The sequence below is a fragment of the Pantoea sp. PGP6 genome, assembly GCF_053474785.1.
The window spans coordinates 2,062,457-2,076,657 of the sequence record NZ_JBQBMA010000001.1 but is presented as its reverse complement, the minus strand read 5'-3'; the positions used below and the strand labels follow the sequence as shown (position 1 = coordinate 2,076,657).

The following is a 14,201-nucleotide window of genomic DNA, read 5'->3' as shown; positions in this document are numbered from 1 at the left end:
TTATTTTGCGTGCCGCTCTGTATATCCAGCACCTAAATCGTTCAACTCTTTTATCCGACTCTCACGCCATTCAATTGCAAGCCTGAGGGCGCTATCTGGTCCATGTCTGGAAAGGGAGAATGACTTTGAAATTCTCCTCCCCTTCAGGTCACTGACTCGAGCTCTATAGCTCAGGCCGTCCGCATGCATGCAAATACCAGAGGGCAGTCCGCTTGTTGTCTTTATGCCTCTAGGTCTGCTGTTTCTGCTGTTAACTGCCTTATCAGTAACCCGGAGATTGGCTATCAGATTATTCAACCCGTCTCCATCTCTATGGTCTATCAATTGCTCTGGCAATAATGGCGATGCACTCAATAACTGCCACACAATTCGATGGGCTTTGTATTGTTTTCGGCGAAAAGAAACTGACCAATACTCATTGCTGCCATATTTCTTTATTTTTCCAGCATGGCTGCCAGCTCTTGCCGTGCTGTTATTTGCAGTAATTTTCCATGTTAGCCCGCTGGGTGATGCTTCGTCATAAACAAACAAATCATGTAAACTGTACTCAGCCATTATGACCTCCGATTCAGGTTGTGTGGTTAGAGCCGGATTGATGTTCCACCATCATTTCCGGCTTGTTTATTTTATCACCTGGACTATCTACAACATAATGATTTAACTAATAATCTCGTCCCAATTATCGGTATTTGATGTATCAATACCGAGGCTGACTACGTTCGACCCTACTACCATCTCACCCAAAAGAATTGGAACCGCCCGGCCCTGGCCGATTCGGTTCTCTGCGCTGGTGAACGAGTTGTTGGTAATGGAGTTTGTGTCCTGGTCTGCGGCGCTCTGCGTCTTCATGTGTGAGGTCATATAGAGCGAGTAAGCAACCGAGGCGACCGTGACGGCCACCATGATCCACACTGCAGCTACTGCGCTGATTGCCCCTTCAACAATCGGCACAAAGAGGACTGTCGCGCCGTCTTTAAGGTGCCGGTTCATGTGGAACTCGAGGTTATCCTGTGACACGTCACCGCCATCGATGCGAAGGCGCAGACGGGTTTTATAGAAATCGCGTTTGAATTCGGGGCATTGAGCAAGCAGAAGGCGCAGGCCTTGCGAGGGTGTATCGACGTTCAGAGTGATTTGGCGGAAATGTCGTCGGAGATTCCCCGCAAATCTAAAGATGAGCATTGTTCATGCCTCCATATAGAGTGCGTCAGGCTTACATAGGCTTGCCGGTATGGTTCGCGGCGGCTGAGGCGCCCGGCCAGTTCGTGATGGAGTACGGTGTTGCCCCCGAGCCAGAGCATTGCGTGGCAAGGGTCTGACTCAGGGAATGCGCGTCGAATGATGACATCCCCCGGCAGAATGTCGGCCGGAGTAACTTCGTAAAATCCGTTGACAGCCATATTCTTCAGGTAGAGGTTTTCACCCCTCACCCACCATCCGTTAGTTCGCTTGAAGTCTGGGAGGTCGATACCGCACAGATGGTAGGCGTCCCGGAAAAGCGTGTAGCAATCCATCACGCCATGCTCGAACCGGCGGCCCAGCAAATGCGGTACCGGTCGGAACTTTCGAAGCCTGCCGGCGCTTGCCAGCCACCACTCAATGCCGGTAGATATCTGCGCCACCCTGTCGGCAGCCGAAAGAACGAGTTTTGGCTCCGGATGGGAATGAAAAACGGCGGTGATTTCTCCCGCCGCCTCTGCTCTCATCCAGTCTGTATCGCTTATGCGAAATTTTTGCCCCGGGTCCGGATGCTGGTTATCACAGCGCATGAACCGATCGCCATCAATAATCAGTCCACACACTTCATCACGGGATAAAGCCGCATAGACCAGGCATTCATCTTCAATCATCAGGACACCTTTGAAGAGCCGGGATAGCCACCATAGGGAAGCGGTTCAGGTTTAGGAAATCGCATGCGGCAGCCAGTGAGGTGCTTTGAGCACTTATCGCGTGACATGTCTGAGGTTGGGTTATCTTTCTCATCGGCCACCGGCCCGCCTGAATAGCCACAGCCGTCGCCGCGGTATACCCACTGGCAAACATCAGCCAGAATGGTTCGCGCCGGTATGATGGCATTATCGCAGTCAACCGGTGTCGCCAGGTTATAGGTCACGGTCTCGAATGTCTCTTCAGCCATCTCCTCGATGACGTAACGAGATACAGCTTCCATAGTCGGATCTGCATCTGCATTACCATTCGGGAAATTCACCGCATCGAGATGCTTTACCAGCACCTGACGGCGCGTCACCACCGCACCCAATGCATCATCGAAGTCGTGGTTGATACCGGTGATGAGACCGGTGATGTTCGCTACCTTCATCGTCGGGCGCGAGTAGGTGCCTTCTGACTTGGTTTCGAATCCTTCAACAGCGATCGGATACGCTGAGTACTGTCGGCCCTGCCAGATGACATCGCCGTAATAGCCGTTCGTGCCTGCATGGAAGCGGATGACATCCCCACCGAATGACTGCAGGTCCACCTCGAACAGGTCGAGCATTGCGCCTACGCCAGAGTCAGTACTCTCGATAATCAGTTCTGCTGGTATGTCTCTCATCGCGACATCTCTTTTTCAGGTGCCATCAATGTGTCTTTATTTCTGTCAAACTCAGCGACAAGAACTTCAAGGCAATCCGACAGAGAATCTACTACGTTACCAAGACGCTCAAGCATCTCCCTTGTATTCCTGTCTCTGAGTTCCAGATATTCAATTCTTTGTTCTAATGTCATCGAGGCACCTGCTCAAACGTGGCCGTCAGTTCATGCTGATTGCCTGTCTTCTTCAGTGACCATGACCGGCATACATACAGTCTCTGCACGCCGGTATCGGATGGCGTCCAGTAGAATGCTTCGACAGCCATCCTCGCTTTCAGGAACGCATCGGCCGCTTTAGCTGCGTTAGATCGTGAGCATTTGGCATCGTCGAAGCCAACGAAAGTCAGCTGGTACCGCCCCATCAGCGGATTGATACCCTTAACCTGCCGCTGCTCATAACCATCGCCCAGCTTTACTACGGCTACATCAGGCGTACGATCGCCCGTGAAGCCCTTTTGAGGACTCCATGTGAAAGTTTCTGGCATGGGTTATCTACCTTTACTGAGTAAACCTGAAGGCCGCTGCTGGTCTTTGATAGTGCGAATGGCAACGGTCTGCATCATTTGCGCCATCTGCTTCTGCGTGGCTTCGTCAACGCCACCAGTGGTTTGAATGTCGAAGTTGAAGTTCATCACCAGTCCACCGCCGGCACCGCCCCCACCGCCAATATCCCGGTTGCTGATTACCGATCCATTGTCGCCGGGAATCATGTACTGGCTGCCATTGCTGGCTTTGAAGATTTCAGGCTTTCCTCCCTCACCTACCCGGTACATGCTGCTGGCATTGACGGGCCCGCCGTGCTCACGCATACCGGCCAATGACATTGTCTGAGCCGCTGTCATTGCTGTTGTGTAACCAGTTAATCCAGCTGCGGCGGCACCTCCTGAAGTGGCTATCGATGCGGCCATTGCAGCCGGAGAATACGCAGCAAGCAGCGTTGCGGCGGAGGCTGCGCCCATTGCGGTTGATGATGCCAGCGCTGCGGCTGATGTGGCCTGATTGGAGAGTATCGCCGCCTGCTGGGCTGTCTGACCGATGATTTGCGATTTAACCCACTCAAGACCCATCTGAACCAAACTACTAACCACTGAGTTCAGAATGGTGCTACCGATGTTGGCAAATGCTTCTCCAAGGCTTTGCGTGCCGTTAAGCAGGCCTGTGATAGCGTTTGACGCCCCGCCCTGAAGAGAGTCTATAGCGGTCGCAAGAAGTTCATTAGACTGACTCTGGCTACGGTAGATTTCCCATTGCGCGGCAATTCTCTGCTGCTCATACTCAGTATTAGCAGCATTCCGCAACGCCAAGCCCTGCTGCTCAGTAACTAATCTCTGTTGCTCGAACTGCTGTATGAGTGCGAGCTTTTGAGCGTTTTGATTGGCAAGTTGCTGGACAGGATCTACAGTGCCAACGGCTTCCTGCGCAGGCGAAACTGCCTGCTGCGCTCGGATTTTGGCAATATTGATCTGGTGTTGCTTCTCCAGTTGCTCAGCGGTTGCATCGGCCTGCTGCTGAGTGATTTTCTTAGCTGACAGCGCAGTCTTTAGATCCTCTAAATCCTGCTTGTAACTCGCGTTTTCCCGCGCTTCAGGCAGAATTTTTTCTGCCGCAGCTTGAGCGCGAATTGCATTGCCAGTGTCCCATTTGGCTGCGGCATATTCTCCAGCAAGCTTAACTTGCTCCGGGGTGGCTGATGACCCAAGGGATTGTTGAGCCGTCAGTATGGCCTGGTCTCTGCTTAACTGACGGGTCGATTCACCTGCCAGTTCAGACTGCTCTTTCAGTTTTGCCAGTTTTTCGGCTACTGACTCTGCCGATGATGCCGACCGTTTAGCTTGAGATTCTGCATCAGATGCCGATTTCTTTCTGGCGTCTTCGGCCTGCTGGAGATCGAAGTTCTCCCCTGCAAGGCGTTTAGCAGCTGCAATCTGATTCGGGTTGCTGGTTACCTTGGCTTGCTCCATGCCAGCCTTAGTGACAGCGCGAAGGCGTTCATCCTGAATTTTAAGCAACTCATTTTGCTGCTCAAGCCCCAAGATCGCCTCATCACCTTTCGGGGTCGCTGGGGAAACCTGTAGTGATTTTGGGTTGTAAGTCTGACCAGCTTGGCTGGCACGGTTGATCTCGTCAGCAGTTGTGCCAAATGCTTTCGCAACTGCACCCTGAACTCTCTCGAGTGTGGTGCCACGCTCAATTAGCTTGTCGTGAATGCCCATGGCTGTCAGCATGTTGTTGCTCAGCGTGACCTGCGCGTCGTCGCGTAATTTTGTGGTGTTAGCTAATTTGCTTTCGGTGTTTTCCAGATCACGTTGTTTCTGGTTAATCTGATCAGTTAGTTGGGCTGCACGCAATAACAGTCCGTTACCTTGCTCTATCGTGGTCCCGTACTTTTTCCCTGACGCCTCAGCCTCATCCCTCTTTCTGGTCAGTTCAGCGATTTCATCTTTGAGGTCTGACACAACATCTTGCTGGCCTCGCAATGCAGTATTTGCATCGGCGATCGTGCCACGAAGCGAGGTATTACTCATTGCCTTGAGCGAGTCGGTCAGGCGGTCTACGCCATCGGCGAAAGAAATCGCTTCCTGTTTCGCCTGTTGTGACTGCTGCCAGAAATAGAAGATTGCCGCACCTGCAAGCATGGCTACGCCTGCGGGTCCGCCGACCAGACCCAGTGCTCCACGCAGTAAGCCAAGAGAAGTTGAGGCGGCACGAGTGGCAATCAATGATGCTTCCTGAGATGCGATATACCGGCCATTGGCAGCCGTGGCAACGCCAGTTGCATCAGCAGCGGCAAGACGCGCGGCACTTACTGATGCCTCTGCCGAAGCAATAGCGGCTGCTCTGGCTTCTGCTGTGGCTGTTTCAGCCGCTGCAAGGCGCGCATTTAATGCTGCCGATGCCTGCTGTAACTGTGCCATGCGGGTAGCAGTGGCAATGCGCCCCTGATCAGTAATCTGAGCGCGTAAACGCTGAGTTTCTAACGCTTTCTCGGACTCAATCTGAGCAATGGTGGTACGGATTGATGCTGATTCTGCCTCCGCTAACTTCACTTCCGCCGAAACAGATGCCTGCGTGCTGCGCATGGTAGCCAAGCGACCTTCTGCTAGCTGCAGTGTCTGAATGGTTGCCGCCTTCTCAACGTTGGCGAGACGTAATTTAGCTGACGCCTCTAACTCAGCGTCTTTGGCAGCAACTTCGGATGCTTTAGCTGATGCGATAGTAGCAGCTGTATCTTTAAATTTTGCGGCAGTGGCCATAGCCAGCGCGCCAGCAAATCGACTACCCATAGCAACAGTCAGCGTCACAAGAGCTGCGCTAATGGTGTCGAGGTTTTGGGAGAGGGAAATGATCCCCGAGTTAAAAGCCTTAATGCCTGTGGATACGGTTGAGCTCTCACCAACGAACTTAGTGATGTTGTTGGTGGCGATCGTAAACGCCTGGCTCATTGTAGTCGCCGTATTAGAAAACTCTTTAGCGATTGCGTCGCTCTGTTTGAGCAGGCCGTTAACGACCACTTCAGTGGTTAGCTTTCCTTCGGCAGCCATGGCACGCAACTGACCAATGGTGACGCCGAGTGAATCAGCTAGTGCTACAGCCAGGCGGCTACCGTTCTCTGAAATGGAGTTAAATTCTTCACCGCGCAGAACCCCGGAAGCGAGCGCCTGGGATAGTTGCGTCATTGTAGAACTGGCTTCTTCAGTTGTGGCGCCTGAAACGGCCAGACCTTTATTGATGGTAGATGTCAGCGTGATCAGGTCTTTAGTGCTTGTTCCGGCGCTGCGAGTTGAACGCTCAAGGCGCCCGTAAAGGGTGGCGGTTGCTTCAAGTCCTGAACGTGTGCTTTGCGCTATGTCGAATACGCGCTGTGTCACGACAGCAAGTTGCTCTGTGGTGCGTACTGAGTTTATAAGCTTGTTATTGACCGTTACCCACTCATTCCCCCATTCCGCGACTTGGTGAACTGATAGCGCAGTAAGAAGACCTTTAGCAACTCCTGTCAGGCTTGAAACAGCACCTTCCATGGAAGAAATCGACTTTTCTGTTTTGTTAACGTTGGCTTCAAGCCGACCCATGCTGCCGCTCATACCGCTTAACGCAGCATCGACTTCTCTCCGCGCAGCGATGAGATTAGCCGTCTCCATATCAACTTCATAAATGATACTGCCTGCGTTGTATGCACCAGCCATCATGATCTCCAGGCAATAAAAAACCCCGCCTGAGCGAGGTTATGTGTTCGATACCGAATTTATATTTTCGATTTGCTGACCGAGTAAGATTCGACTGTACCGTTATGTGTTTTGACTGTGAGCACCTTTGCATCTGCGCCGAAAGCGCTGCCTATGCTGTAAGTCCACATCATCAATTCGTTACCATCCGAATCAACGGTGGTGGTAGATGGATTGCCAAAATAGGAGATCACTTCTTGCTTCGTGGTTTCTCCTTTGTGAACGCTTGCCAGCTTCGACTCATCAAAGTTTGTGCCGGTGTAAACGCAGCCAGAAAGCAACGCCGCCGCCATTGCGCCCAGAATTAGTTTTTTCATTCCCATATTTCCAAAAGTAACAGTGGGATAAATCCTAGCATCAATAAAGTGCAATGACATGCAACTGTTCAGGCATTAGCCTTTGCGAGCTTCCTTGCTTTCTTAGCCAGGTAATCATCGGCAACTGCGTCATACTCTTCTTTCGTGAAACCTTTCTGATCCGGAAACTTTGCGGCCAGCAGCATTTGAAACTCGGTCATCGTGAGTTTTTCAGCCTCATCGCGACTCATTTCCAAATGAGTGCGTGCTGCACTGATGTATTCGAAAGCATTGAACTCTGAGGATGCTTGCCCGCCTTCGTGCCGCTGGAGTTTGCGAACTTTAGCTTTTCCGATGATTCCGTGCTGAATAAGTGATTGGGCGATTAGGATCATGTCACCAACCGGCATAGTCCCCTTTCGATATACAAAAGACCATTTACCCGACTTTCCAACTCGCAATTCGCCAATCAGCGGGCTTGGGTCTTGATCTGTGCAGGCAGTCAGCACGCTAATTGCGGCGTATACCGATTGCTTACTGAATTGAGGGGATGCCAAATACTTACTAAGCCATTTTGGCACGCTGCCATAAGCATCAATGGCTTTGCGCATCAGTGACGAGAATTCATCGTTATGCAGGTAATGGAATGCCTGGACAACCTCTTCCGGATCACCAATTTTCATCATGTTGATGAATGAAGGCCTGAAAAAGTAGTCACGGTCGCTGACTGACACAAGGCATTCGCCGATTTCTTTTGCGGGAACCATATTGCCTCCATAAATATTATCAAGGGCTGATAAACAGCCCTTTGGAATGTTTACGAAGCAGTTACTGTTACAGCGGATGTTGCAGTGAAATTACCGTCATTGGATTTGAAGGTGATCGTTGCGGAGCCAGCAGCCACAGCGGTAACAAGGCCAGTGCTGTTCACCGTTGCTTTGGTAGCATCTGAAGTTGTCCATGTGCCGGAGCGATCGGTTGCATCTGTTGGCTGTACTGCGCCAGTCAATTGACGGGTCGCGCCAACAGCGAGTGATGCCGTAGCCGGTGTAACCGTAACGCCAGTTGCCGGGATTGTTTCGTCAGTGTCTAGCACCTGAATGGTCGTCGCATCGCCCACTTTGAACTCTGTAGTAAATGTCACGATGTCATTCGTGCCGCCGTCAGAACTCAGCGCGGTAACAACCATGTACCCCTGGAATGTGACTTCGCCATATTCCATGCGAACCCAGATGCCTGGCTGGCGGCGCGCTTTAAGTTCAGCAGCAAAATATTTGATAAAGCGACCAACGCCATACTGATCCAACTTGCTCTTCTTGCGCACCTCACCTTCAAAACTGATAGTGAAGTCAGAGTTGGTGATGATGCTCTCAACAAAGCCGTCGCCATCATCAGCATCTGATGTCACCGTATTGGGCGAGAAGTCCCACCCCTTGCTTGTACCCGCCGCCAGTGATTTCCATTCCGACTCCTGCGGCAGCACATCGCTGCAGCCATCGGCAACTTCAAGCACAATGGCGCCACCGAACAAACGTTCGTTGCTGTTCTGGCATTCAGCCATGTTTAATTCCTCTTTAACGTTTATCTAGCTGCCGAATGTGGCAACAAACTGAAGCCGATAGACCAGGCGGCCTTCGGTTGTTAGGACGGGGGCTGGAATGCCTCCGAGGTTTTCCAGATAGCCAACGCAAGAGTCAGCCATTGGGTTTTGCTGAATGTAATCGATGATGTCCTGTACGCGTTGATCCGCTATGCCATTCGCACTCTTAGCGCCAATCACATCAACTAGAACATGATAATCGCCCCCTAGTTGACTCCTGATGTTTCCGCCACCATTTGGCCTGAACACCATGAAAGAATCGGTCAGCTTGGCTGTGTCGTTCCACATCAGCAATTGCGTGATGAAGCCAGCCGTTAACCCGGCATCAACGAAGTGATTTCGCACGCGCGTATGCATTGGAGGGTTCAAAGTGACATCTCCCTTTGTACAACACGGTCAATTACATCGCGGCTGTCTTCGAACCCTTTGGTGAGGAACTCTTTCTCAGCCGTGGCGCGCCGGAACTGCTGCGGGTATGCCGGATCATGAACGTAGGCCGCGTATTCCGCCGTATAACCAACACGCCCCGTATAGCGGGTGCCATTCACTGTTAGCTCCCGGAACTGGCTATTCAGCAAATATGACGTATCAATCGGCGTATAGATGGCAGCCTGAGAAGCGCCGACAATCATTGCGCTGGTAAGCGCCCTGACCACCTTCCGATCCTGAATGTTGTCGATAGCGCGATTCACGTTGCGTGAAACCTGCTTGATGCCTTTAACTTTCACGCCCATGCTCACACTCCCGTTATGATCGCCCAGTCGTCAGCGGTACGCTCAAACGTGTCGGCGTATTGAATTGACTGCATGATTTCATCAGCGCCGGCCGCGATGGGATCCGGCTCAGTCGATGCACCAATCAGGATGTAGTCACCAGCGTTAGCCAGCGCATACTCAGTCCAAATAGTGTTCTTCACTACCTTCTCGCCGCCGATTACCCCTAGCCGCTTACTCAACCCACCCTGATAGTCGCAGGCAATCACCAGCGGCTCAGACCAGCCAAGAGAGTCGCCGTACTCATTCAGTCCCAAAGGTTTCCAGATGGTCGCCTGAGCCGTGTATGACCAACTGGCTAAAGATGACATGTCATTTCCTCCAGCTCGTCACGGTGCCCTTCTGAGCGGCAATGCGAGGGCAGTTAATCACCCACTCACCGCTGCTGTTCACATAGCCGGTTGTCTGTCGACCATTTGAAGTTGTCACCCAGACGCGCTCGAATGGCTTGGGTAATTGTGATGCCGGCAGCCAGCTCATTGTCGCCCACCACACATGCATCCGCCCTTCGCTATCCAGATGCCTGCAAAGGACTGCTGAGTTGGGTCGGCGGGTATCAATGCAGTGGCACACCCGTTTTTGTCGAGGCCGCGCAGAAGTCCAAGCGAACCCTTCCAGCGATCTGCAAATGAGCCGTACCGGAATGACCTCGACGCGCCAGATGGGGCTGACTGAGAGCTGATATATTTATCGCCCTGCGCCAACGCCATGAGCCCAATTAAATAGCTCTGGATTAACAGAGCGGTTGCAGGAGAATAATTCGCAGACAGACACGTCTCGATGCTATTGGCCTGCTCTACCAAAGCACTCAGGATGAATGAAGGCAGGTTTATGCCGACACTATCAAGGTACTCTTTGGCTTGCTCGCTAGTTACCATTCAAGCCCCCAAAAAGAAAAACCCGCCGAGGCGGGTCTCACATCACTGATGTCTGGCAAACTCTCCGTGTGACTTTTCACGGAACTCAATCAGCCAAGCCTCAACCTTGTCACGGTGTTTTGACTTTTTGCTGAAAAGCTTCCCGTTAACGATCACCTGCCCAATCCATCTGTCTCGCGAACCTTCATAAGAAAGCCCTTTCACGCCAGAGGTATTGGTGCATAGCTTTTTAGCGTTCCATTGGTTTTCAGCCTTGGACGCCAACCGCAGGTTTTCCAGTTGATTGTTAATGCGACTGCCATCGATATGGTCAACCTCTAAGCCTTCAGGTATTTCACCATGATGGAGAGACCAGATGATGCGATGTGCCCTTAACAGTGATTTACCTATCCTCACATGGTAATAACCGTTCTTTTTATTCAAGCCGCCGGCTACATCTCCTGCTTTTACAGCCCGGCGATTGACCTTCCATCGAAGACCAGAACAAGAAGTTGGATCGTACTCAAGGAGTTCAGATAAAATGAGATTAGCCATTGCTACCTCCGAACAGGTAATGATTGGTTAGAGTCGATGTCATGTTAGCGCATGCATCGGCTCGCCTATTTTATCACCTACACGCTCGGTTAGCAGCAATGTATCCCTTTGCTAGGGCATAAAAAAACCGCCAGCGCGGCGGTTGTTATTCAGCGGTTGGGAAAAGCTTTTCCAGCTCACCGTCCGGCAGCAGCTCTGCCAGCTTGTCAGCACCGAGATTGCCTTTGTACTCAATACCCAGTTCATCCAGCCGCTTGGTGATGGCATCTTTGCGGGCCTGCTTGTCTGACGTGGCGCTAGGTGTTGCCGGAACCAGCTCAGCCGATGCTTTGTCGGAAAGCTTGCGGACGTGAGGCTTCAGTGATGGATGCACTGTTTCAAGCTTCACCACGTCACCCTTTGCCACGCCGTGCCACGGCTTAATCACTTCGTATTTATCAGCCATGATTTCTCCTTAAGCCAGGTTCGCGCCGTAGACAACGCCGGACAGGCCTTCGCCGTCCTTCTTAATCTGCAAACCTTCTGCAGACATGATCTGGAAGTTGTAATTGCTCTGCGGCATTGGACGCGGGAGCGGCACAGTACCAACAGCCATACCAACCAGCGGAGAAATGACGTCCTGACGGCGCTGGTAGCCGAAGAATTCATTGCCGGTAAGTGCGAAGGTCGGGGTGATTTCTCGGGCAGGAATGAATTTAGCGATCGCATCCAGCACGGTGCCGTTTACAAAGGCATTCGAGCCGCTGCCAACTTCAATGGTGTAAGGCTTGGACATGTTCGCCCAGATTTCGGCGCTCACCCACAACTTGTCATAAGCAGCGACTTTGTTGCGGCGAGCATTGAGACCAAAGGCACCAGTTGGACCGAAGAAGGCCAGCATCTGAGCCGGGGTAGCCGTAGTCAGATCGATATTTGCACCGCCAGCGCCGCTTCCGAGGTTGATCTTGGAAGTGTTGCGGTGGTTGCGAATGCCCTGGCCTTTCATACCATCGACGGAGATTGCGTCACTGCCATTGAGGTAGTAATCCACGCGCTTTTTATGGAACTTACGCAGCTTGGCGGCCTGAGAATCAAGCGCCAGATCGATACCGACAGTGCTCAGGCCAGCAGCATGACGCCAGTTGACGCCGTAACCAGCAGTAAAAACAGGAATCGGGTCGCCATCACCATCGTAATCAGTATGGTCGAATGAATATGGTGCCTGACCATCAATGCTGATGGATACGTCATCTGCGATATCGCCTGATACGTTATACATTTTCGCAGTCTTGCCGATAGGAAGAACGGTCTGAACGCCCATCAGGTCGTTGATGATTTCCATGCCATCTTCCTGATCGCGCATCTGAATAATCTGGCGGTCAATCTCAGCCCAGAACTCGCGGGTAAAGCCGCCGATGGCATTCGCTGCCAGCATTTCATGCGTCATGCGCGTACGAAACGCGTTAACCATCATGTCGTGCTGAGCATTGAAGATGTCACGGTTCGCCCACAGCTCGTTCCAATGTCCGCGCAGTCGGCTGTTAGCAGCCAGTGTTTCAGCGGTAAAATACATTCTTATTCTCCTGATTAAGCGCCAGCAGCTGCGGCAACGGTGCCGACGCGCATACGCACGCGGATAAAGTCGGTAGAGCTTGCGGCGATAGTCGCTTCATCCTGGCTGTAGCCGATAACCGAATCGGTATCAGATGTCGCTTTGGTGAACTGACCGTTCGTGCCAAGTTTGATCGGGTCGTCTTTGCCATAGGTGCCTGCAACGCACAGTAGCGCCAGCTCACGACCTTCTTCCACGTAGTTACCTACAGCGGAGTCGCCAGCCGGTACGGCTTCGGTGATTTTCAGGCCCTGATGGTATGCAACGTCAATGATGTAGAGACGACCAGCCAGCGCGGTAGCCTGCGCAAACTCATTGTCGTCGTTGATGACAGCCGCAGTACCCGGCAGCAGAGCTGCAGCAGTAACGCGGGTTTCGGTCTTGTACAGAGACTGACCGTCGATATTAACGCGACGATAACGTGCCATTACGCAGCACCTCCGAAGTAAGCAGCCGGATCCGGTGCGCCGGTCACTGGTGGGTTTTTGGCACTGTTGGTGCCGATGTGGGTAGCTTCACCCAAAGACTTAAACATTGCGTCCAGCGCTTCACCTGAAAGAGCATTAGCGACGATTTCGCCATGTACTGCGGCGACAGCATCACGCTTGGTTTTCTCTTCAGCGCGTGAGTTGGCGGTCAGTGAATCTGACAGCGTTTTCTGATTGGCCTGGATGCCTGCCAGTGCTTCAGTAATGGGCTTCAGTGACGCTTCGTTATTAGCAGCGATAGCGCCGCTGACGATAGTGCCAATCTGTTCCAGTTCTTCTTTGGTTAAAGGCATATCGCCCTCCGTTTGGTGGTTTGTTGCAGGAGCATCCTGCGGTGTGAAAAGGGATTTGACTTTGTTGGCTACGATGGCGACCCATGATTCCTGGCGGGCGACTTTTGAGCCGGTATCGTCAAAGGTGATCTTGCCGCCTTCGGTGGTGTAACCGTAAACCTGCGCATCGCCCCCGTTACGGATGACGATCGCCTGCGAATCAGTGAAGTCAGCAATCCAGGCATAATCGTCCGGCCCGGTTGCAAACTTATCGCGTGCTGCCTGTTCAAGGCGGTGCTCACGTTCGCGGCAGGACTCGCCAATCAGTGCGCCAGAATTGGATTGCAGTGTTTTCGCCTGGTCAGCGTTAACCATCAGGCCAACACCCTGCTCGGGCTGCGCTGCGCCAACCTCATGCAGCAGAATGGCGTCGTGGTCCATCATGTTAATCTTCGCGACCCACTCAATGCCCTGCGCCTTCTGTTCTGCGCTGGACTCCAGTTGATCGAGAAAGACAGCAACACTGGTGTGGATCGGGGGGACGTCATCGCCACGCTCAATAGCGGCAACGCGCTCAAGCAGCTCCCGTCCGCCTTCACTCTGGTTCGCTACGGTGGTATCAACCCACTTCTCCGCATAAACGCGGTTGCCGGACTTCTTAACGTTGCGATTCCATGCGCCAATATGACCGGCGTTGATGCCTTCAGGCGAAAAGGCCGAGACAAATTGACCGTCTACAGTCGGATGACCGAGCGGCGCCAGCGTGCCTTCCAGCCCCTGATAATGTGCGTCGATTTCAGATGCCGGATACAGGCCGCCGTTCATCACAACGTTGGCTGGCAGCGTGTAACTTGGCAGCACCAGATGCGGCCGACCGTTATACGTTTCACGGCGAATAGCCTGACTGTTCACCCTGGTGGTGACGTTGACCTGCATAGTCATGGTTATCTCTCG

The 14,201-nt window shown here is 52.5% G+C and carries 19 protein-coding genes; all 19 read right to left on the bottom strand.

Features of this window, described 5'->3' with window-relative positions; all coding sequences use genetic code 11:
- A complete protein-coding gene (locus tag ACLIBF_RS09925) occupies nt 1–555 on the bottom strand; it encodes an HNH endonuclease (RefSeq protein WP_448309645.1) in 555 nt (184 codons plus the stop codon).
- A gap of 102 nt (nt 556–657) precedes the next feature.
- Nucleotides 658–1,182: a tail assembly protein gene (locus ACLIBF_RS09920; protein WP_448309644.1), complete on the bottom strand. Its 525-nt coding sequence runs from the start codon at nt 1,180–1,182 to the stop codon at nt 658–660.
- Nucleotides 1,125–1,850, bottom strand: coding sequence for a C40 family peptidase (locus tag ACLIBF_RS09915; RefSeq protein WP_448309643.1), 726 nt, complete (start codon nt 1,848–1,850; stop codon nt 1,125–1,127). The genes ACLIBF_RS09920 and ACLIBF_RS09915 overlap by 58 nt, the downstream gene beginning before the upstream one ends.
- Complete coding sequence (locus ACLIBF_RS09910) at nt 1,850–2,554, bottom strand: phage minor tail protein L (protein ID WP_159223545.1); 705 nt, start codon at nt 2,552–2,554, stop codon at nt 1,850–1,852. Before ACLIBF_RS09910 ends, ACLIBF_RS09915 begins: the two co-directional genes overlap by 1 nt.
- Complete coding sequence (locus tag ACLIBF_RS09905) at nt 2,551–2,727, bottom strand: hypothetical protein (protein WP_448309640.1); 177 nt, start codon at nt 2,725–2,727, stop codon at nt 2,551–2,553. The genes ACLIBF_RS09910 and ACLIBF_RS09905 overlap by 4 nt, the downstream gene beginning before the upstream one ends.
- Nucleotides 2,724–3,077, bottom strand: coding sequence for a phage tail protein (locus ACLIBF_RS09900; protein ID WP_448309639.1), 354 nt, complete (start codon nt 3,075–3,077; stop codon nt 2,724–2,726). Before ACLIBF_RS09900 ends, ACLIBF_RS09905 begins: the two co-directional genes overlap by 4 nt.
- 3 nt (nt 3,078–3,080) lie before the next feature.
- Complete coding sequence (locus tag ACLIBF_RS09895; protein ID WP_448309637.1) at nt 3,081–6,779, bottom strand: tape measure protein; 3,699 nt, start codon at nt 6,777–6,779, stop codon at nt 3,081–3,083.
- Between the two features lie 56 nt (nt 6,780–6,835).
- Nucleotides 6,836–7,192 carry a hypothetical protein gene (locus tag ACLIBF_RS09890; protein ID WP_448309636.1) on the bottom strand — a complete coding sequence of 119 codons (357 nt, stop codon included), beginning with the start codon at nt 7,190–7,192 and terminating at the stop codon, nt 6,836–6,838.
- A gap of 8 nt (nt 7,193–7,200) precedes the next feature.
- A complete protein-coding gene (locus ACLIBF_RS09885; protein ID WP_425001114.1) occupies nt 7,201–7,878 on the bottom strand; it encodes a DUF6246 family protein in 678 nt (225 codons plus the stop codon).
- Nucleotides 7,879–7,928: 50 nt separating this feature from the next.
- Nucleotides 7,929–8,672, bottom strand: coding sequence for an Ig-like domain-containing protein (locus tag ACLIBF_RS09880; protein WP_448309634.1), 744 nt, complete (start codon nt 8,670–8,672; stop codon nt 7,929–7,931).
- Nucleotides 8,673–8,696: 24 nt separating this feature from the next.
- Nucleotides 8,697–9,080: a phage tail termination protein gene (locus ACLIBF_RS09875; RefSeq protein ID WP_448309633.1), complete on the bottom strand. Its 384-nt coding sequence runs from the start codon at nt 9,078–9,080 to the stop codon at nt 8,697–8,699.
- Complete coding sequence (locus ACLIBF_RS09870; RefSeq protein ID WP_316554242.1) at nt 9,077–9,445, bottom strand: HK97 gp10 family phage protein; 369 nt, start codon at nt 9,443–9,445, stop codon at nt 9,077–9,079. The genes ACLIBF_RS09875 and ACLIBF_RS09870 overlap by 4 nt, the downstream gene beginning before the upstream one ends.
- Before the next feature lie 2 nt (nt 9,446–9,447).
- Nucleotides 9,448–9,795 (bottom strand): hypothetical protein, encoded by a 348-nt coding sequence (locus ACLIBF_RS09865; RefSeq protein WP_448309632.1) that lies wholly within the window; start codon nt 9,793–9,795, stop codon nt 9,448–9,450.
- A 165-nt stretch (nt 9,796–9,960) separates the two neighbouring features.
- The gene (locus ACLIBF_RS09860) at nt 9,961–10,362 is read right to left on the bottom strand and encodes a DUF7370 family protein (protein WP_448309631.1); all 402 of its coding nucleotides are present in this window, start codon (nt 10,360–10,362) and stop codon (nt 9,961–9,963) included.
- Nucleotides 10,363–10,404: 42 nt separating this feature from the next.
- The gene (locus ACLIBF_RS09855; protein ID WP_448309630.1) at nt 10,405–10,896 is read right to left on the bottom strand and encodes an HNH endonuclease; all 492 of its coding nucleotides are present in this window, start codon (nt 10,894–10,896) and stop codon (nt 10,405–10,407) included.
- Between the two features lie 145 nt (nt 10,897–11,041).
- Nucleotides 11,042–11,341, bottom strand: coding sequence for a hypothetical protein (locus tag ACLIBF_RS09850; protein ID WP_448309629.1), 300 nt, complete (start codon nt 11,339–11,341; stop codon nt 11,042–11,044).
- 9 nt (nt 11,342–11,350) lie between these two features.
- Nucleotides 11,351–12,448, bottom strand: a complete 1,098-nt coding sequence (locus ACLIBF_RS09845; protein ID WP_448309628.1) for a major capsid protein — start codon at nt 12,446–12,448, stop codon at nt 11,351–11,353.
- A gap of 14 nt (nt 12,449–12,462) precedes the next feature.
- Nucleotides 12,463–12,915, bottom strand: a complete 453-nt coding sequence (locus ACLIBF_RS09840) for a gp53 minor capsid family protein (RefSeq protein WP_448309626.1) — start codon at nt 12,913–12,915, stop codon at nt 12,463–12,465.
- Nucleotides 12,915–14,189, bottom strand: a complete 1,275-nt coding sequence (locus ACLIBF_RS09835; protein ID WP_448309624.1) for a hypothetical protein — start codon at nt 14,187–14,189, stop codon at nt 12,915–12,917. The genes ACLIBF_RS09840 and ACLIBF_RS09835 overlap by 1 nt, the downstream gene beginning before the upstream one ends.
- Nucleotides 14,190–14,201 lie beyond the last annotated feature (12 nt).